Source organism: Bradyrhizobium sp. CCBAU 11430 (assembly GCF_028128855.1).
In the GTDB taxonomy this organism is placed as follows: Bacteria; Pseudomonadota; Alphaproteobacteria; order Rhizobiales; family Xanthobacteraceae; genus Bradyrhizobium; species Bradyrhizobium ottawaense.
Map to the genome: position 1 here is coordinate 1 of NZ_LBJV01000053.1, position 18,022 is coordinate 18,022.

15 protein-coding genes, 1 other RNA gene and 1 pseudogene are annotated in these 18,022 nt (G+C 65.6%); 11 read left to right on the forward strand and 6 right to left on the reverse strand.

What is annotated here, in order from left to right:
* Nucleotides 1–355, reverse strand: a pseudogene (locus tag XI04_RS15005) (DUF2147 domain-containing protein); the annotation flags it as partial.
* Nucleotides 356–737: 382 nt separating this feature from the next.
* Between XI04_RS15005 and XI04_RS15010 the strand changes: the two are divergent.
* Both XI04_RS15010 and XI04_RS15015 read left to right on the forward strand, forming a co-directional pair.
* Nucleotides 738–1,424: a DUF2147 domain-containing protein gene (locus tag XI04_RS15010; RefSeq protein WP_271609126.1), complete on the forward strand. Its 687-nt coding sequence runs from the start codon at nucleotides 738–740 to the stop codon at nucleotides 1,422–1,424.
* A 326-nt stretch (nucleotides 1,425–1,750) separates the two neighbouring features.
* Complete coding sequence (locus XI04_RS15015; protein ID WP_212475192.1) at nucleotides 1,751–2,956, forward strand: extensin family protein; 1,206 nt, start codon at nucleotides 1,751–1,753, stop codon at nucleotides 2,954–2,956.
* 126 nt (nucleotides 2,957–3,082) lie between these two features.
* On the opposite strand, the gene XI04_RS15020 is transcribed toward XI04_RS15015, so the two are convergent.
* Both XI04_RS15020 and XI04_RS15025 read right to left on the reverse strand, forming a co-directional pair.
* A complete protein-coding gene (locus tag XI04_RS15020) occupies nucleotides 3,083–3,418 on the reverse strand; it encodes a DUF6665 family protein (RefSeq protein WP_038947698.1) in 336 nt (111 codons plus the stop codon).
* 44 nt (nucleotides 3,419–3,462) lie between these two features.
* Nucleotides 3,463–4,098 carry a TetR/AcrR family transcriptional regulator gene (locus XI04_RS15025; RefSeq protein WP_038947696.1) on the reverse strand — a complete coding sequence of 212 codons (636 nt, stop codon included), beginning with the start codon at nucleotides 4,096–4,098 and terminating at the stop codon, nucleotides 3,463–3,465.
* Between the two features lie 196 nt (nucleotides 4,099–4,294).
* On the opposite strand from XI04_RS15025, the gene XI04_RS15030 reads away from it, so the two are divergent.
* The 5 genes from XI04_RS15030 to XI04_RS15050 all read left to right on the forward strand — a co-directional run bounded on the left by XI04_RS15030 (nucleotide 4,295) and on the right by XI04_RS15050 (nucleotide 12,443).
* Nucleotides 4,295–5,608 carry an HlyD family secretion protein gene (locus tag XI04_RS15030; RefSeq protein ID WP_028145549.1) on the forward strand — a complete coding sequence of 438 codons (1,314 nt, stop codon included), beginning with the start codon at nucleotides 4,295–4,297 and terminating at the stop codon, nucleotides 5,606–5,608.
* 29 nt (nucleotides 5,609–5,637) lie between these two features.
* Nucleotides 5,638–7,221 (forward strand): DHA2 family efflux MFS transporter permease subunit, encoded by a 1,584-nt coding sequence (locus XI04_RS15035; RefSeq protein ID WP_271609125.1) that lies wholly within the window; start codon nucleotides 5,638–5,640, stop codon nucleotides 7,219–7,221.
* 519 nt (nucleotides 7,222–7,740) lie between these two features.
* Complete coding sequence (locus tag XI04_RS15040; RefSeq protein WP_271609124.1) at nucleotides 7,741–9,540, forward strand: ABC transporter ATP-binding protein; 1,800 nt, start codon at nucleotides 7,741–7,743, stop codon at nucleotides 9,538–9,540.
* Between the two features lie 67 nt (nucleotides 9,541–9,607).
* The gene (locus XI04_RS15045; RefSeq protein WP_271609123.1) at nucleotides 9,608–11,014 is read left to right on the forward strand and encodes an MATE family efflux transporter; all 1,407 of its coding nucleotides are present in this window, start codon (nucleotides 9,608–9,610) and stop codon (nucleotides 11,012–11,014) included.
* A 73-nt stretch (nucleotides 11,015–11,087) separates the two neighbouring features.
* Complete coding sequence (locus XI04_RS15050) at nucleotides 11,088–12,443, forward strand: O-antigen ligase family protein (protein WP_271609122.1); 1,356 nt, start codon at nucleotides 11,088–11,090, stop codon at nucleotides 12,441–12,443.
* Nucleotides 12,444–12,455: 12 nt separating this feature from the next.
* Here the strand turns inward: XI04_RS15050 and XI04_RS15055 are convergent, their stop codons facing one another.
* Complete coding sequence (locus XI04_RS15055; RefSeq protein ID WP_038947689.1) at nucleotides 12,456–13,199, reverse strand: sulfite exporter TauE/SafE family protein; 744 nt, start codon at nucleotides 13,197–13,199, stop codon at nucleotides 12,456–12,458.
* 226 nt (nucleotides 13,200–13,425) lie between these two features.
* On the opposite strand from XI04_RS15055, the gene XI04_RS15060 reads away from it, so the two are divergent.
* On the forward strand, nucleotides 13,426–13,689 hold the full coding sequence (locus XI04_RS15060; RefSeq protein ID WP_038971261.1) for a hypothetical protein: 264 nt from the start codon (nucleotides 13,426–13,428) through the stop codon (nucleotides 13,687–13,689).
* A 1-nt stretch (nucleotide 13,690) separates the two neighbouring features.
* Here XI04_RS15060 and XI04_RS15065 read toward each other — a convergent pair whose 3' ends face one another.
* The gene (locus tag XI04_RS15065) at nucleotides 13,691–15,061 is read right to left on the reverse strand and encodes an aminotransferase-like domain-containing protein (protein ID WP_271609121.1); all 1,371 of its coding nucleotides are present in this window, start codon (nucleotides 15,059–15,061) and stop codon (nucleotides 13,691–13,693) included.
* A gap of 49 nt (nucleotides 15,062–15,110) precedes the next feature.
* On the opposite strand from XI04_RS15065, the gene XI04_RS15070 reads away from it, so the two are divergent.
* On the forward strand, nucleotides 15,111–15,569 hold the full coding sequence (locus XI04_RS15070) for a DUF983 domain-containing protein (RefSeq protein ID WP_370154366.1): 459 nt from the start codon (nucleotides 15,111–15,113) through the stop codon (nucleotides 15,567–15,569).
* Between the two features lie 188 nt (nucleotides 15,570–15,757).
* On the opposite strand, the gene rnpB is transcribed toward XI04_RS15070, so the two are convergent.
* Nucleotides 15,758–16,183: RNase P RNA component class A (gene rnpB / locus XI04_RS15075), an RNA gene on the reverse strand.
* Between the two features lie 150 nt (nucleotides 16,184–16,333).
* Between rnpB and XI04_RS15080 the strand changes: the two genes are divergently transcribed.
* Both XI04_RS15080 and XI04_RS15085 read left to right on the forward strand, forming a co-directional pair.
* Complete coding sequence (locus XI04_RS15080; protein WP_026202052.1) at nucleotides 16,334–16,687, forward strand: YciI family protein; 354 nt, start codon at nucleotides 16,334–16,336, stop codon at nucleotides 16,685–16,687.
* A 22-nt stretch (nucleotides 16,688–16,709) separates the two neighbouring features.
* On the forward strand, nucleotides 16,710–17,942 hold the full coding sequence (locus XI04_RS15085; RefSeq protein WP_028145541.1) for an RNA polymerase sigma factor: 1,233 nt from the start codon (nucleotides 16,710–16,712) through the stop codon (nucleotides 17,940–17,942).
* Nucleotides 17,943–18,022 lie beyond the last annotated feature (80 nt).

The following is an 18,022-nucleotide window of genomic DNA, read 5'->3' on the forward strand; positions in this document are numbered from 1 at the left end:
CGGCGGGAGCCGTGACCGCGGGCGCGGCCGGCGCGGTCGCCTGCGCCGGCGCCTGCTGCACCGGCTGCTGCTGCACCGGAGCTGGCGCGGGCTGCGCAGTCGTCGTGCTTGGCGTGGTGTCGTCATCGTCCTTGGAGCCGCCAAGGCCCTTCAGGTTGATGTTGTTCAGCTTGATCGGCTTGTCCGACAGGCCCGGCGCAACGATGGTCACGCAGTTGAGCGAGGCGCAGTTGCGCGGCGTCTCGATGCGGATGTGCTGGCCTTCGATCTGGAACGAGATCGTGTTGCCGCCGGCATGGGCGGCGGCGGTCGACGCCAGAAAGAGCGCGGTGGCGACGATGGTGAGCTTGTTCATGACAGCCTCCGAAAATGGCGTGGTCCCGATGGACTGAAGTCGCTGGTGGATGAAGCGTGGTTCGACCCTACGCCGGACTGGCCGGGCGTTCTGTGATGGGGGTCACAACGGTGCCGCGCCGTCTGGGTGAGGCAGCGCACATTCAGCCGTGCCGCCTCTGCGTAAGCTCGCGGCGGCACTCAGGGAGGTGTGGATGAAACGGCTCGCGACTTCGCTTGGCACCTTGATCGCACTGATAGCGATCACGCCCGCGGCCGTGGCCGGTTCCTATTCCTTCTCGATCGGCGGTCACCGGTTCCATGTCGAGTCACCGCGCAATTGCCGGGCGGCCTCTTGTGTTTCGGTCTCCAGCCGCAGCCTTCGATCGACAGACGATGTCAACATGACATCAGCCGCACCGCCTGCGGTCGCACCGCTGCAGCCGGCCTATCCCGGAGCTCCCGTCCGACCGGCGCAAGCAAGCATCGTCGTGCCGCCACCGGCGCCGACCGGCCCTGTTGTCGCCGCGACGACGTCGCAGCCTGTTGTGCTGCCGCCGCCAAGGGTCGAGGCGCCGACACTCGTCGCGCCGAGCCTCAATCCGCCACGGATCGACCCGCCGCGAATGGATCCGCCGCAGATCGTTACGCTCGATCCGCCGCGCATGGAGCCGTCACCCTTCCCAAGTCCCGAGATCAAGCAGACCGCAACGGTCGCACAGCGCAGCGACGATGAGCCGGCTTATATGCCACTGGGCGAATGGGAGAGCCCCGGCGCCAAGGGCACGGTTCGCATCGAACGCTGTGGCCCCGCACTGTGCGGTTACGCGCTGACGGAGGCGTCGAGCCGCGGCGAGAGCGTGCTCGTCAACATGAAGCCGAAGTCGCACGACGTCTGGACCGGCAACATCTACAGCCGCTCCAGCGGCAACACCTATTACGCGACCATGACGCTGAAGAGCTCCGGCCGGCTCCACGTCGAAGCCTGCGCGCTCGGCCGCTTCTGGTGCTCCGGCAACGACTGGACGCGGATCGAGGCGCCGCGAGAGCAAATGCTCACGACGTCGCGGCAATGGAGCGCGCGGTCGTAGTTTTTCTCCCCCTCTCCCCTTGCGGGAGAAGGGACGAAGAGCGTGTATCGGAGCGATAAGCCGCTAAATCATGCCGAGCACGATGGCGCCGACGAAGGCCATGGCGAGGTATGCGGCGACAACGCTCAGTCTCCCGGCGAACGTCATGAGGTCGCTCCCTCCATGCGCGCCGCTTTGCGCGCAGGCATCATGGTTAACAGAGAGTCTCCTTGCGAAAAAGTCAGGCTTGCTGTCGCTCAGCCTGCCGGCTCCGGGCCCGTATGGTTAAAGAACTCTGAAATCAACGTGTTGAAGAGTCTTTAAGTAAATTCACCGAACGTGCGTGCATGACGCGCGGAGTTCGTTTGTATCTCGTCGGCTCCATCGTCCTTGTTTCGCTAGCGGGTTGCGGACGCGGCTTCTTCCAGGCCGAACGCGAACCGTGGCGAGCCGAGGCCGAAGCCGCATGCCTGAAATCGGGCGCGGTGAAAGAGGGGCCGGATCTCGTCCGCATCGACCCGATCTCCGGGCCCGGCATGTGCGGCGCCGAGTTTCCGCTCAAGGTCGCCGCCATCGGCGAAGCCTCGAGCAGCTACGGCTTTGCCGACGAGGAGCTGCGCCCGCCGGGCAGCATCGGCGGCCAGCCGCGCTGGCCGGTGACGCAGCCGCGGTCGACTACGCCGCAGAGCCAGAACTATCCGGCATCGTCCTATCCGCAACGATCGAACTATCCCGAAAGCGCGGTGCGCCAACCCTCCGGCTATGGCAGCTCAAGCGGGCCGGTGTCACTGAACGCGCCCGGCGTGGCGGCGCAGGAGGACGAGATCGACCTGCCGCCCGACGGCACCGATGCCGCGGGCGCGGCGCGCTACATGAATTCGCCGAGCTATCCGGCGCGGCCGGCACCTTACTCGCAGGCGCCTGCGCAGCAGCCGCCGCCGCGCCTTGGCCCGGCGCAGGGCAATCCCGTCACGGCCGTCGGTCCGGTCGCGATCAAGCCGACCGCGACGCTCGCCTGTCCGATCGTGTCCGAGCTCGACCGCTGGCTCGCCGACACCGTGCAGCCTTCGGCGATGCGCTGGTTCGGCGTCCGCGTCGCCGAGATCAAGCAGATCTCCGCCTATTCCTGCCGCGGCATGAACGGCAATCCGCATTCCCACATCTCCGAACACGCCTTCGGCAACGCGCTCGACATTGCCGCCTTCGTGCTCGCCGACGGCCGCCGCGTCACCGTGAAGGACGGCTGGCGCGGCATGCCGGAGGAGCAGGGATTTTTGCGCGACGTACAGTCGGGCGCTTGCGCGCATTTCACCACCGTGCTCGCGCCGGGGTCGAACGTCTATCACTACGATCACATCCACGTCGATCTGATGCGCCGTGCCAGCCGCCGCCTGATCTGTCAGCCCGCCGCCGTCTCCGGTGAAGAGGTGGCCTCGCGCGCGCAGTCGCGCAGGCCGTACGCGAATGCGCGCGAGCCTTCCGTGACCGGCTCGCTCGGTGTGCGCAAGAGCACGGGGCACAAGCGCGAGGAAGACGATTACGCCGACGATTAGACGGACGCAGCTGCTCTTGTCGCCCGGATGAGCCAACGGGTCGGCGCGAAGCGCCGCCCGATGACAGGCTCCGCGATATCCGTGGATAATGGTCCCGCATGTCGCTGCACTCACGCGGGCTACGATCTACGTCCGCTTCGCCGGTGCGGGGACCAACCCCATGCAGAGCTGCACCTCGCCCGGGACATTGTAGGTGCGCATGATATGGCGGCTGTCGCGCAGGCCGGTCGCCTCACGCTGCACCACGAACATCCAGAGCGCCTGACCGGCTTCCATCACCAGCTTGCGCCTGGCCGGTTGCATCGAGGCCGGCAGCTCCGAGAGCGCGTGGGCGGCGTCGAACTCGCGCAAGCGGGTTAGCGCCTGTTCGAGTGTGCGGCCCATCCGTCCAAGCGCCGAGGCCTGTTCCTGAACGATCTCGTAATGGAGGATATCGACGGGCGGGCGAAGATCACGGGACATGACCGCAAATATAGTGCCGCCTGACGGGCCTGCGCAACGCGCAGCTACTTCGCCTTGTATGCCGCCATAAACATCCGCGTCGCACTGTCGACGACCTCGGTCATGCGCTGTTCCGACGGCGCGGGCGCGGCCTGGAACACGAAGGGCAGGAAGAGGGACGCCTTGCACAGCTCCATGAACTGGGAGGCGGCAAGGTTGCAATCGTCGATCTTGAGATGGCCCGACGCGACATGGGCTTTGAGATAGTCGGAGAGGCGGTTGATCGACTTGTCCAGCACCCGCGCATAATAGCGGCGGCCGACATCGGGCATGCGCTCGGCGATCGCCATCACGGTGCGGATCGCCGATCCGCCGCCGGGCCGGCAGAGCAGATGGATATAGGCCCGGCCGAACTCCTTCAGCGTGGTCTCGGCATCGCGCGCCGGATCGAAATTGAACACGACCTGGCCGTACTGGAGCGCCTCCTGCTCGAGGATGGCTTCAAACAGCGCGCTTTTGTCGGCGAAGTAGACGTAGAGCGTGCCCTTGGAGACCTGCGCGGCGCGCGCGATCTCGCCCATGCTGGCGCCGTCGAAGCCAAGATCCATGAACACTTTGCGGGCGCCGTCCAGGATCTGGCGACGTTTGGAGCCGTCCTCCTCCTGGATGACGTGCAGATGATCGCGGCCGGCTACAACCATTGGTTCAGGGTCTCGGCAGGTTTTTGAGTCGGGTCTGCGGCCATGAAACCCGAATAAAGGATTCTCGTCAGTAGGGTCCGGCCGGGATTATTATGTATATTGACCGAACCGTTCGGTCAATGATATTTGGATTAGCGAGAGGGAACAGGCCGCACGCCGGCTGTCTCTTTGATCGCGCTTTTTTGGGGAGGCCTTTATGGCCGTATCGAGAGACCAGGCTGCGCGCGTCCTTCGCCAGGAAACGGTGGAGGAGCACGCGGACGGTGATGCTGCGATCGAGAACGCCGCACCCCTTGCCGAGCAATTGCGCTCTCACGTGGCCGAGGAAGCCAGGCGCCGCACCGCCGAGGCGCCGGAGAAGCCCGTGACCGACAAGCCGGCCGCGCCAGCGCCGGAGGCACCTGCCGCCGGCGCTCCCAAATCCGGCAAGCGCAAGTTCGTCCTGATGGGCGTCGGCCTCGTGCTGGCGCTCGCGGCCGCGAGCTATGCCGGCTACTACACGCTGGTTGGCCGCTTCTACATCTCCACCGATGACGCCTATGTCCGCGCCAACAACACCATGCTGGGCGCGCGCGTCTCCGGCCACATCGCCTCGATCCTTGCCGGCGACAACACGACCGTGAAAGCGGGCGACATTGTCTTCCGCATCGATGACGGGGATTACAAGATCGCGGTCGATGCCGCCGCGACCAGGATCGCAACCCAGCAGGCCACCATCGATCGCATCGGCCGCCAGGTCGCCGCGCTCGACAGCCAGGTGGCGCAGGCCAAGGCGCAACTCGTCTCGGCTGAAGCCGGCCTCAAGCGCGCCGATCTCGACTATGAGCGCCAGCAGGCCCTGAGCAACAAGGGGTTTGCCTCGCGCGCCACCTTCGAGAGCTCGGAAGCCGGACGCGACCAGGGCGCCGCCGCAGTCAAGGCCGCGCAGGCCGCATACGACGTTGCAATCAGTAATGTCGATGTCGCCAAGGCGCAGCAGGCCGAAGCGCAGGCCCAGCTCGCCGAGCTCAAGACCACGCTCGCCAAGGCCGAGCGCGATCTCAGCTTCACCGCGGTGCGCGCGCCGGTCGACGGTACGTTCTCCAATCGCCTGGTCAACGCCGGCGACTTTGTCGCGGTCGGCCAGCGCCTCGGCAACATCGTGCCGCTGGACGCCGTCTATATCGACGCCAATTTCAAGGAAACGCAGCTCAAGCGCATCCGTCCCGGCCAGTCGGTGACGATCAAGGTCGATGCCTACGGCATGCGCAAGTTCTCCGGCGTCGTCGACAGCATCGCGGCGGGCGCGGGCTCGGTGTTCACGCTGCTGCCGCCCGACAACGCCACCGGCAACTTCACCAAGATCGTGCAGCGCGTGCCGGTCCGCATTCGCGTGCCAAAGTCGGTGGCGAAGCAGAACCTGCTCCGCGCCGGCATGTCGGTCTATGCGACCGTCGACACCAACAAGGGCGCGGCCGACGCCGACAGCGAGGTCGACCTCGACGATCCCACCGCGATCCACCCGCAGTAGCCACAGCCTCAGCGCTGCGAGGTCAGACCATGGCCAACGCCACCACCGCTTCACCCGCCATGATGGCGGACCGCGATTCGGAGCGCATCGCGCCGAAGCGGTTGTTCGCTTTCATCATCATGGTGTTCGGGATGTTCATGTCGATCCTGGACATCCAGATCGTCTCGGCCTCCCTGAGCGAAATCCAGGCCGGATTGTCGGCGAGCTCCAGCGAGGTCTCCTGGGTCCAGACCGCCTATCTGATTGCGGAGGTCATTGCGATCCCGCTGTCCGGATTCCTGTCGCGCGCCTTCGGCACGCGGCTGTTGTTCGCGATCTCGGCGGCTGGCTTCACCGCCTCGAGCCTGCTCTGCGGCTTCGCCACAACCATCGAGGAGATGATCCTCTGGCGCGCGCTGCAGGGCTTTCTCGGCGCCGGCATGATCCCGACGGTGTTCGCCTCGGCCTACACCGTTTTTCCGCGCTCCAAATTTCACATCGTCGGCCCCATCATTGGGCTGGTCGCGACGCTGGCGCCGACTATCGGACCGACGGTCGGCGGCTACATCACCGACCTCATGTCGTGGAACTGGCTGTTCTTCATCAACGTCGTGCCCGGCATCGGCATCACCCTGGGCGTGCTGGCGCTGGTCGATTTCGACGAGCCGCATTTCGAGCTGCTCGACCGCTTCGACTGGTGGGGTCTGTTGTTCATGGCGGGCTTCCTCGGCACGCTGGAATATGTGCTGGAGGAGGGGCCGCAATATGAATGGATGCAGGATACCTCGGTCGCGATCTGCGCCTGGATCTGCGCGATCTCGGCGATCGCCTTCTTCTGGCGCGTCTTCACGGCGGCCGAGCCGATCGTCAACCTGCGCACCTTCTCCAACCGCAATTTCGCGATCGGCTGCGTGCTGCAGTTCTGCATCGGCATCGGCCTCTACGGCCTGACCTACATCTATCCGCGCTATCTCGCCGAAGTGCGCGGCTACAGCGCGCTGATGATCGGCGAGACCATGTTCGTCTCGGGGATCACCATGTTCCTGGTCGCGCCGCTGGTCGGCCGCCTCATGGTGAAAGTCGACATGCGCTACATGATCGCATTCGGCCTCGTCGTGTTCGCGATCGGCTCCTACCAGATGACATGGATCACGCGCGACTACGATTTCTACGAGCTGCTGGTGCCGCAGATCCTGCGCGGCATCGGCATGATGTTCGCGATGGTGCCCACCAACAACATCGCGCTCGGCACGCTGGCGCCTGATAGGGTGAAGAACGCTTCGGGTCTGTTCAACCTGATGCGCAATCTCGGCGGCGCCGTGGGCCTCGCCGTCATCAACACCGTGCTCAACGACCGCACCGATTTGCACATCACTCGCCTCCAGGAGCGCGTGACCTGGGGCAATGCGACCGCGAGCGAAACCCTGACCATGTTCATGCAGAAGTTCCAGGGCCTCGGCGATTCCACGTTGATGGCGATGAAGCAGCTCTCCCAGCTCGTGCACCGCCAGGCCGTCGTGATGAGCTTCGGCGATGCCTTCTTCGTGCTGACGCTGTTCTATCTCGGCCTCACCCTGCTGGTGACGCTGCTGAGCAAGCCGGCCCCACTGACCGGGGGCGGCGACGCGCATTGAGCCCGCCACACACGCGGTGTCATCGTCCGGCTTGACCGGACGATTCAGTATTCCAGAGGCCGGCGTTGGTGAACTCGCTCTCACCACATCCGCCGCGGCGTACTGGATGCCCCGCTTTCGCGGAGCATGACGGCGGAGGGCGGGGCGGCTGTGGAGCGCACCAAGGCCGCGCGCACCAAATTGCAACACTCATCCGTGATCTCGCGCGAGCCCCGTTGCAAGTCGCGAACGACACATCTATAAAGCGCACCTCATTCGCTCGAACCGGGGAGAGATTTGCATGATTTCGTCGCATTCGCAGATCGTACGCCCGCGCTCGATGATGTTCTGGTTCGGTATGTACGCGGCCTGTTAGAGGCCTCCTCCGCCAGTTTCGATTGGGCCAAGTTTCCGACCAAGCGTCCCGATCGCTTTCTTTCCCAAGTCAAAGCCAACCTTAAGTGACGCCGTCTCGGCCCTCGCGGCCGGCCTGCGTCCATCGATGGAGCCGGCCCGCGCCAAAGGCGGCCGGATGATGTCATGACCGCTCTGTCAAAAAAGCCCGCGGCGATCCGCCTGGTGCTGCCCTTCGTGTTCCGGCACTGGCTGAAGCAGCCGGGACGGGGGCTCATCGTGGCCGGCGGCCTGCTGGGTGCGACCATCGCCGACCTGTTCATGCCGGTCTTCTCGGGCCGGCTGGTCGATGCGCTGACGCGCGGCCCGTCGGATCCCGATGCGCGGCATGCCGCTCTGGTTGCCTTCGGCGCCATCGTGGGGCTGGGCGCGGCCTCCGTGGTGCTGCGGCTGGCCGGCCTGCAGGCGATCGTGCCGTTCACGCTCAAGACCATGTCGGACGTCGCACAGGAGGCCTTCACCCGTGTGCAGCGCTTCTCCACGGACTGGCACGCTAACTCCTTCGCGGGCTCGACCGTGCGCAAGATCACGCGCGGCATGTGGGCGCTCGACCTGCTCAACGACACCATCCTGATGGCGCTAGCGCCCTCGCTGCTGGTGTTGATCGGCTCGATGGTCCTGATCGGGATGCACTGGGCCTCGCTCGGCGTGGTGATCGCGGTCGGCGCGTTCTTCTACGTCACCATCACCGTCGTGTTCTCGACGCGCTACATCGCGCCGGCCGCCCGAGTCTCCAATGCCTGGGACACCAAGGTCGGCGGCACGCTTGCGGATGCCCTGACGTGCAACGCGGTGGTGAAGTCGTTTGGCGCGGAAGCGCGCGAGGATACGCGGCTCGGCCGCGTCATCAACCGATGGCGCGTGCGGGTGCGGCGGACCTGGCTGCGCTACAACTACACGTCCATGGCGCAGCTGTCGCTGCTGCTCTGCCTCCGCACGTCCGTGATCGGCGGCGCGGTGCTGTTGTGGATGTCGGGACATGCCTCGCCTGGCGACGTGACTTATGTGCTGACCAGCTACTACATCATCCACGCCTATTTGCGTGACGTCGGCATGCACATCAACAACCTCCAGCGCTCGGTCAACGACATGGACGAACTGGTTGCGATCCATGCCGAGCCCATCGGCATCGCCGATGCGGCCGGTGCGCGGCCGATCGCGATCGAGGGCGGCGCGATCGTGTTCGACGACGTGACGTTCCACTATGGCGGCCATCGCGCGCCGCTCTATGACGGGTTGTCGGTGACGATCCGGGCCGGTGAACGTGTCGGCCTCGTCGGACGCTCCGGCTCCGGCAAGACCACCTTCGTCAAGCTGGTGCAGCGGCTCTACGACGTCACCGGCGGCCGTGTGCTGATCGACGGGCAGGACATCGCATTGGCCACACAGCAATCGCTGCGCAGCCAGATCGCGATCGTGCAGCAGGACCCGATCCTGTTTCACCGCTCGCTCGCCGAGAACATCGCCTATGGCCGGCCCGGCGCCAGCCTCGAGGCGATCGAGCAGGCGGCGCGGCTTGCGAACGCTCACGACTTCATCCTGCGCCTGCCGAAGGGCTACGGCACGCTGGTCGGCGAGCGCGGCGTGAAGCTGTCGGGCGGTGAGCGGCAGCGCGTGGCGCTGGCGCGCGCGTTCCTGGCGGATGCGCCGGTGCTGATCCTGGACGAGGCGACCTCGAGCCTGGATTCGGAATCGGAGGCGCTGATCCAGGAGGCGATGGAGCGGCTGATGAAGGGCCGCACCTCGATCGTGATCGCGCACCGGCTGTCGACGGTGAGGAGCCTCGATCGCATCCTGGTGTTCGACCGCGGCGAGATCGTCGAGCAGGGCACCCACGCCACGCTCGCGGCCAGACCCGGCGGCATTTATCGCGGCTTGTTCGAGCGCCAGGTGGTGGAGCTCGGGCATATCGCTGCAGCGGAGTGAGGCGCGCGACTGCGGGACGAAAGTCCCGCAGTCGCGCCGCCAAGGAATGCGTCAAGGATGGAATGAGATGAAAGACCTGACCAACGGCTCCATCGTGAGACACATCCTGGCCATGGCACCTCCGATCATGGCCGGCATGATATCGATCATGGTCTGCCAACTGGTCGATCTGTACTTCGTGTCGGGCCTGGGCGATGCCGCCGTGGCGGGCGTCGCCGCGGCCGGCAATGCTGGCTTTCTCGTCAACGGGCTGATGCAGGTGCTCGGTGTCGGCGCGGGGGCACTGATCGCGCATGCCGTGGGACGCAAGGACCGGCCGGATGCGAACCTGATCTTCAACCAGGCGATCGTGCTGTCGGTGCTGTTCGGACTGTTGACCCTGCTCGCAGGTGCCGCGCTGTCGCGCGCCTACATGCGCTCGATCGCAGCGGACCAGGCCACGATCGAGGCCGGGACCACTTACCTGCTGTGGTTCATGCCGGCGCTCGCGCTGCAGTTCGCCACCCAAGTCATGGGGGCTGCGCTGCGCGCGACCGGTATCGTGCGTCCCACCATGCTGGTGCAGGCGTTTGCTGTGGCCATCAATATCGCGCTGGCGCCGGTCCTGATCACGGGCTGGGGCACCGGCCATGCGCTCGGGGTCGTCGGTGCGGGGCTGGCGAGCTCGATCGCGGTCGCCATCGGCGTGCTGGTGCTGCTGGCGTATTTCCGCAAGGTCGAGCGCTATGTCGCCTTCAATCCGGCGCAGTGGCGCCCGCAGCCGCACCATTTGAAGCGCATTCTCAATGTCGGCCTGCCGGCCGGCGGCGAGTTCGCGATGATGTTCATCTTCATGGCGGTGGTCTATTACGTGCTGCGCGATTTCGGCGCGGCGGCGCAGGCCGGCTTCGGCATCGGGCAGCGCGTGCTCGGCCTGATCAACATGCCGGCGCTTGCGGTCGGGCTGGCGGCCGGGCCGATCGCCGGCCAGAACGTCGGCGCAGCCAACGCTGCGCGCGTGCGGGAAACTTTCCTCAAGGCCGCCTTGATCGTCACGATCGTGATGACCGGCTTCATGACCCTTGCGCAAGTGAAGCCGGAGCTGCTGCTCGCCGGATTCTCGAACGACCGCGAGACCATGGACATCGCCTATCTGTTCCTGCGGATCATCTCGCTCAACATGGTCGCACAGGGGCTGATCTTCACCTGCTCGAGCATGTTCCAGGCCCTTGGCAACACCAGGCCGGTGCTCTTGAGCTCGGCGACGCGCGTGTTCACCTACTCACTGCCGGCGATCTGGCTGTCGACGCGGCCGGGCTTTCGCATGGAGTATGTCTGGTATTTGTCGGTCGCGGCGACAATATTGCAGGCGGGCTTGAGCCTGTGGTTGCTGCGCCGCGAGTTCAGGAAGCGCCTGATTTCGGCGCCGAAGGAGAAGGACCCAGAGCGGGAGAGCGCCGAGCCCATTGCGCCTCTCGCCCGCGAGCCTGCGTAACGGTGGCTTGTTCCATCCTGGCTGCTCCGGCTAACTTGCCGGGCGGGGTGGATGGTGGGCTGCAGAAGGGCCAATGACCGGAGTGACGAACGAGCCGCGGGCGGCGTCATGGCTCGCCGCGATCTGGGCGGCGCGCTATCGCACGCCGGCCCGCTTCGTCGCGCTGATCGCTCTGCTGCTGCCGTGGACCACGACCGGGCTGACCTTCGCGCTCATACCCTGGCTGATCGCCTTCGCGTTTGTCGATCTGCGCGCGTTTCCGCGTTCGCTGCTTCGCCCGATCTGCCTGCTGCCCATCGCGCTGGTCGCGCTCGCCGCCGTGGGCACGCTCTGGTCGGATGCGCCATGGCCGGAGCGAATCCACGCGATCGGGCCGGCGGCGAAGCTGCTGGTCATTCCGCTCCTGATCTACCAGTTCGAGCGTTGGCCGTACGGCCATTGGGTGTTTTTCGCCTTCCTGGCGTCCTGCACGGCGTTGATGCTCTATTCCTTCGCCGTCGCAATCGACCCCGCACTCTCGCTGAAGCTCTATCTGTCGCGCGGGCCTTTCAGGGTCGAAAGCGGGATCGCGGTGCGCAACTATATCGACCAGAGCCAGGAGTTCGCGCTCTGTGTGCTCGCGCTGGTCTATCCGATCGTGGCGCTGCTGCGGCAACGCCGCGTCGCCATCGCGGCGCTGTTCGCGACGCTCGCGATCGGATTCCTCGCCAACATGATCTTCGTCGTGGTGTCGCGCACGGCGCTGGTGACGCTGCCGATCCTGGTGATGCTGTTCGCGTTGCTGTATCTGCGTCTGCGTGCGGCGCTGCTTGCCGCCGGCGCGATGGCGCTGTCGGCGGTGCTGCTCTTTGGCGTGTCGCCGCATCTGCGGACGACGGTTGCGAAATTTCAGGCCGACTATCAGACGAGCGTGCAGGACAGTCAGGTCAGCGGCATGGGTTCACGTCTGGAATATTGGCGGAAGTCCCTTCGTTTCATCGCCGATGCACCGCTGGTCGGTCACGGCACCGGCTCGATCCGCGGCCTGTTCGCAAGCGTGGCCGCCGATGCGAAGATCGATCCGCTGCGTGGCGAGATCGTCAGCAACCCACACAATCAGACCCTCAGCGTGGCCGTGCAGTGGGGAATCGTCGGTGTCCTGATCCTCTACGCGCTCTGGTTTGCGCATCTCTCGCTGTTTCGCGGCGAGGGGCTGGCCTGCTGGATCGGCCTGCTGGTCGTGGTGCAGAACATGCTGACCTCGCAGCTCAACACGCATTTGTTCGACTTCACGCCGGGCTGGGTCTACGTCCTCGGCGTCGGTGTCGCCGGCGGCATGACGCTCGCGAAGAGGGCGCGAGAGCTAGAGCATGATCCGGAAAAGTGCGCAGCGGCTTTCCGAGAAGAATGCTTAGACAACAACCTAAAGCGCGATGACGCTTCATCCTGATCGCATCGCGCTCTAGAGCGCGCCGAGACTGTTCCAGACCAGGGTCAGGCCAGACAGGAACAACAGGCCGAGCACGACATCGCCGAAATGCTTGTCGTTGAGGGCGTGATAGACGCGGGCGCCGGCCCAGGCGCCGATCAGGGTGCCCGGAAACGCGACCAGCGCGAGCCAGACCACTTTGAGCTCGACGAGACCCGATGCGGTCTGCAGCACCAGTGCTGTCGCGAGAACCGTGAAATTGAAGAGCTGAAAGATGCCGCGCCGCTCATGCTTGTTCCAGCCGCGGATGTTGGCCCACAGGATCGGCAGCGGCCCGGACAACCCGGCGAGGCCGCCAAGAATACCGCCGGCAAAGCCGATCGCGCCGTCGGCGAGGCGGCCGCCGAATTTGATGGCGAGCGGCCTCTTGTTCAGATAGAGCGCGCTCGAGAACATCAGAATTAAAATGCCGACGCTCAGCTTGAACACTTTTGGATCGGCCGAGGCGATCAGCATGGTGCCGATCGGTACGCCGATCAGACCGCCGATCAGGAACGGCCAGACCAGCGAGAGGTCGAAGCTCTTCCACATCGAGGGCAGCGTCGAGGTCTGCGCGATCACCGAGCAGATCAGCACCAGCGGCACTGCGAGCGAGGGCGGCAGTACGTAGAGCCAGATGCCGAGCGCCATCAGCGCCGTGCCGAACCCGGCCAGGCCCGAGACGAAGCCGCCGGCCAATGCGCCGAGCAGCAGCAGCGCGTAGGTGAGCGTTTCCAACAGAATGTCCTCGTCGCCGGGGCGATCTCGAACTGTTGATCGCCGTCGCCCGCATAGCATGCTTGCTGCCGTGCAAGTCAATCCGCCCTGCACGCAAGCGTGATCTGCGGCGCCGGGCGTTCGCGAAAGACATGCCTACATGACGGTCCTACTTTGATCCCGGGGCCCCCCACCGCCATCCTGCACTCGGATCGGTCGGACCCGAATGCGATGATGGAGAATGACCATGACCCGCACCAAGATCGCCGCTGCAGCCGCGCTGTTGGCGGCGACGCTGATGCCGACGATGGCCCAGGCGCAGCTTTCCGAGCCTGCAGCGTATCAGGCGGCTCATCCCGACCGCGACGTGCTGAACGGCGGCCAGCTCACGCCTGCGGCGCGTGCGGCTCTCGGCCAGCAGGGCACGCCCAGCGATGCATATGCTTTGCAGGCCTATCCGTCGCCTGGGGCGCCGGTCGTGCGCTCGACCCATCGCCGTCATCGTCGATGATCTAGACGATTTGTCTGGTGTCGGCGGGCTTCTGCAGCGCGCCGACCAGGATGCGTAGCGCTTCCGTCAATTCTGACCTGTTGCGTGCCGCGCCCAGCGAGACGCGCGCCGCGTGCGGCGGTGTCCCATCGACCGTGAAGGCCTCGCCGGCGACGACCGCAAGTCCGTTTCGCAACAGATGCGCCGCGACATCGGGCCGGTCCTCAGGCAGCCGCAGCCACAGATGATGCGCCGCGGGCTTGGCCAGGAACTGGAAGCCTTTCAATGCGCGCTGCGCGAGCTGCTGACGGCCGACCGCCTCGCTGCGGATGGCGGTGATGATACGATCGGCAATGCCGCTTTCGATCCAATGCGTCACCAGCGCGACCATCAGCGGCGCCGGCATCTGCACGGTCGCCTGCAAATATGTCCGCATGTCCCGCTGCGCCTCGCTGTCGGGCGTCGCCAGATAGGCAACGCGGAGCGCCGGCGAGATGCATTTTGACAGCGTGGTCGCAAGATAAGTCCGCTCGGGAATGAGATTGGCGATTGGCGATGCAGAGCGGTCGAGCAGGCCGTAGGCGTCGTCCTCGATCAGGATCGTGTCGGTATCGCCGATGATCTTTGCGATCGCACTGCGCCGCTCGGAGGCAAGCGTCGCCGTGGTCGGATTGTGCAGCGTCGGAATGAGATAGACGGCCTTCGGCTTGTGCGTGCGGCACGCCTTTGCCAGCGCGTCGGGCAGGATGCCGCCATCATCCATGGCGACGCCGACGAGCTTGATGCCGAGCCGCACTGCTGCGGCCTTGATGCCGGGGAATGTCAGCGCCTCCGTCAGCACGATGTCGCCGGGCCGCGCCAGATGGGCGAGCAGGTTGAACAGGATCGTCTGGGTGCCGGGAAAGACCACGAGCTTGTCGGCATGCGCGTGCGGCACCCGCGCACGCATCCAGCGCGCGGCGACGTCGCGCTCATGCGCGCTGCCGCCGGGCGGCTGATAATTGAGATACGCCGTCAGGCCCGATTGCGCGCGGATCGCTTCCATCCCGGCGATAATGCGCTCGTCGAGCTGCGCCTCCAGCGGATGCGGCGGCACGTTCATCGAAAGATCGATCGCGACGGGATGCGGCAGATCGACCGCGCGGCGCGCGCTGGTCTCCGACACGAACGAGCCCTGTCCGACCCGCGCCTCCATGATCCCGCGTCGCCGCGCCTCGGTGTAGGCGCGCGTCACCGTGGTGAGATCGACGTCGAGCGCCTTTGCAAGCGCGCGCTGCGTCGGCAGCTGCTGGCCGCGCACGAGCCGGCCGGCGGCGATGTCGGCCTCCATGGCCTCGACGATGCGCTGGTAGCGCGGCCCTGATAGCTCCGAGATTGTCGGGCTCCAATCCATGCAATTTAAGCCCATTTCCTTTGAATGTATGGATGCAAGATATTATTGTATGGATCGTCGAAAAGGAAGAGGTAGGGTCATGGCGGCAGGTTCAGTCTCTCTGGCGAAGGCGATGTGGCGCGGCTTTCGCGGCAAGTGCCCGAACTGCGGCGAAGGCCATTTGTTCAGCCGTTTCCTGAAGGTCGCAAACAGCTGTGATCGTTGCGGTGAGGAGCTGTTCCACCAGCGCGCCGATGACTTCCCCGCCTATCTCGTGATCGTCGTAGTCGGCCATCTCGTGGTGCCGGCGATCCTCGCGGTCGAGACCGCCTATGCACCGGCGGTCTGGCTGCAACTGGCGGTGTGGTTGCCGGTGACGCTGTTCGCCTCGCTCGCGCTGCTGCAGCCGACCAAGGGCGCCATCGTCGGGCTGCAATGGCAGGTCGGCATGCACGGTTTCGAGGCGAGCAAGCAGCGGCGCGAGGCGGACGAGCTTGCGCCGGTGCTGGTGAAGGCAAGACAACGCTAACCGGGCGTCATTCCGGGGCGTTCGCAGCACGAACCCGGAATCGATTCATCCACCAACTTTGCCGCCCGATGGATTCTCAGATGCGCAATTGCGCATCGTAGCTCCCGCTGCGCAAGCCCCGGAATGACAGCGGGCCAAGCCAAAATGGTGAGGGGCCCGATGCGCTAGCATCGAACCCCTCGTTGCAAGATATCAGCCGGCCTGTAAGCCGGGTTCTGTAAGGCACCGTCCACTTGCGCGAACGATACGTGACGGCCATTCCTCTGGGACCATGTTTGCACATGGCCTCGAGCAACCTACCCGGACGGCGGGCCTGACATCGCCCCGCGGCGTTATCGCTTTCGCGAACAGCCCGCTACGCCGTCCCTATTCGGTTTTGCTCCCGGTGGGGTTTGCCATGCCGGCTCCGTTGCCGGACCCGCGGTGCGCTCTTACCGCACCTTTTCACCCTTACCCCGCGAAGCCGAAGGCGAAGCGGGGCGGTTCGTTCTCTGTGGCACTTTCCCTGGGGTCGCCCCCGCCGGACGTTATCCGGCACCGTATGTCAAGGGAGCCCGGACTTTCCTCCCCGGCGGCCTTTCGGCACCTGCCGGAGCGGCCGTCCGGCCGACTGACTGACAACGCATGGGGCATTTGTGACGGTTTCGTCAAGCCGATATCGCGGCCCACGATCCGCCCGAAATAATTTATCCTGAAGATGTCGTTTGCTGCGTGCCCCGTTCGACTGGATGTCGGCGACACAGCCGAACAACAGGAGTGAAGCGATGCAATATCTGCTGATGATCTACCAGAACGAGGCCGAGTACGCGAAGATTGACACGGGAACCAGCCAGAAGATGTCGGCGGAGTATGAAGCCTTCACGCAATCCATCATCCGGAACGGCAATTTCAAGGCCGGCGATCGACTGCGGCCGACCACGACCGCGACGACGGTGCGTGTGCGCGACGGCAAGATGCTGACGACCGATGGACCGTTTGCGGAGACCCGCGAGCAGCTCGGCGGCTACTATCTGATCGAGGCCAAGGATCTCGACGCCGCGATCGAGATCGCGGCGCGGATTCCGAGCGCGCGCGTCGGTTCGATCGAGGTGCGGCCGATCTGGGTCTACGACAAGTGACGGCCGAGCCGCGCGTCGCCGCATGACCCCTGGCGAGATCGACAAGATCTTCCGCGACGAGGCGGGGCGGGCGCTGGCCACGCTGATCCGCCTCGTCGGCGATTTCGATCTCGCCGAGGACGCGCTTCAGGATGCTTTTGCCGTCGCGCTGGAACGCTGGGCCGCGTGCGAGGTCCCCGACAATCCGCGCGCCTGGCTGGTCAATGTCGCCAGGCACAAGGCGATCGATCGTGTCAGGCGCCAGGCTGTCTTCCGCGGCAAGCAGCAGGCGCTCCTGCACGAGATCGAGCTCAACGCGCAAACGGTCGACGAGCCGCCGGCAACACTCGACGACGACATGCTGCGGCTGATCTTCACCTGTTGCCATCCGGCGTTCGCGCCAGAGGTCCAAGTCGCGCTGACGCTGCGCACCGTCTGCGGGCTGTCGACCACGCAGGTCGCGCGCGCCTTTCTCGTGGGCGAGGAGGCAATGGCGCAGCGGCTGGTCCGCGCCAAGCAGAAGATCAGGCTCGCCGGCATCCCCTACGAGGTGCCCGAGCGCGACACGCTGGCGCCGCGGCTCGATGGCGTGCTCGCCGTGATCTATCTGGTCTTCACCGAGGGCTATGTCGCGACCGAGGGCGCGGATCTGATGCGGCCTGATCTTGCAACTGAAGCGATCCGGCTCGGCCGCTTGCTCGATCGGCTGATGCCGGATCGCGGCGGCATCAAGGGCCTGCTGGCCCTGATGCTGCTCCACGATGCGCGCCGCGCCGGACGCGAGACCGCGGCCGGCGATATCGTGCTGCTCGAGGAGCAGGACCGCATGCTGTGGGATCGCGCGCAGATCGAGGAGGGCCTGGGCCTGGTCGAGGATGCGCTACGCGTGCCGGGACGGCCGCAGCCTTATGCTGTGCAGGCCGCGATCGCCGCGCTGCATGCCCGTGCGCCGAGCTTTGCGCAGACCGACTGGCGTCAGATCGCCGGGCTCTACGAGGTGTTGCTGCGCATCTCTCCCTCTCCGGTGATCGAGCTCAACCACGCTGCCGCCGTGTCGATGGTCGATGGGCCGGCACGTGCGCTCGATCTCGTCGATGCGATCAGCGCCCGAGGCGGGCTGCGCGGCTATGAGCTGTTGCCCGCAGTGCGTGCGGATCTGTTGCGAAGGCTCGGCCGCAAGGATGAAGCGTGCGAGGCGTATCAGACAGCGACCGCGGCGACACAGCTCGAGCCGTTGCGGCGGCTCTATGCGCGGCGGATGAGGGAGATGGGGTAGGGGCTCGTGCCCCGGACGCAGCGCAGCGTCTCTTCGACGGTGCGCTGCAGAGCCGGGGCCCATCCTATCGAAGCGTGACG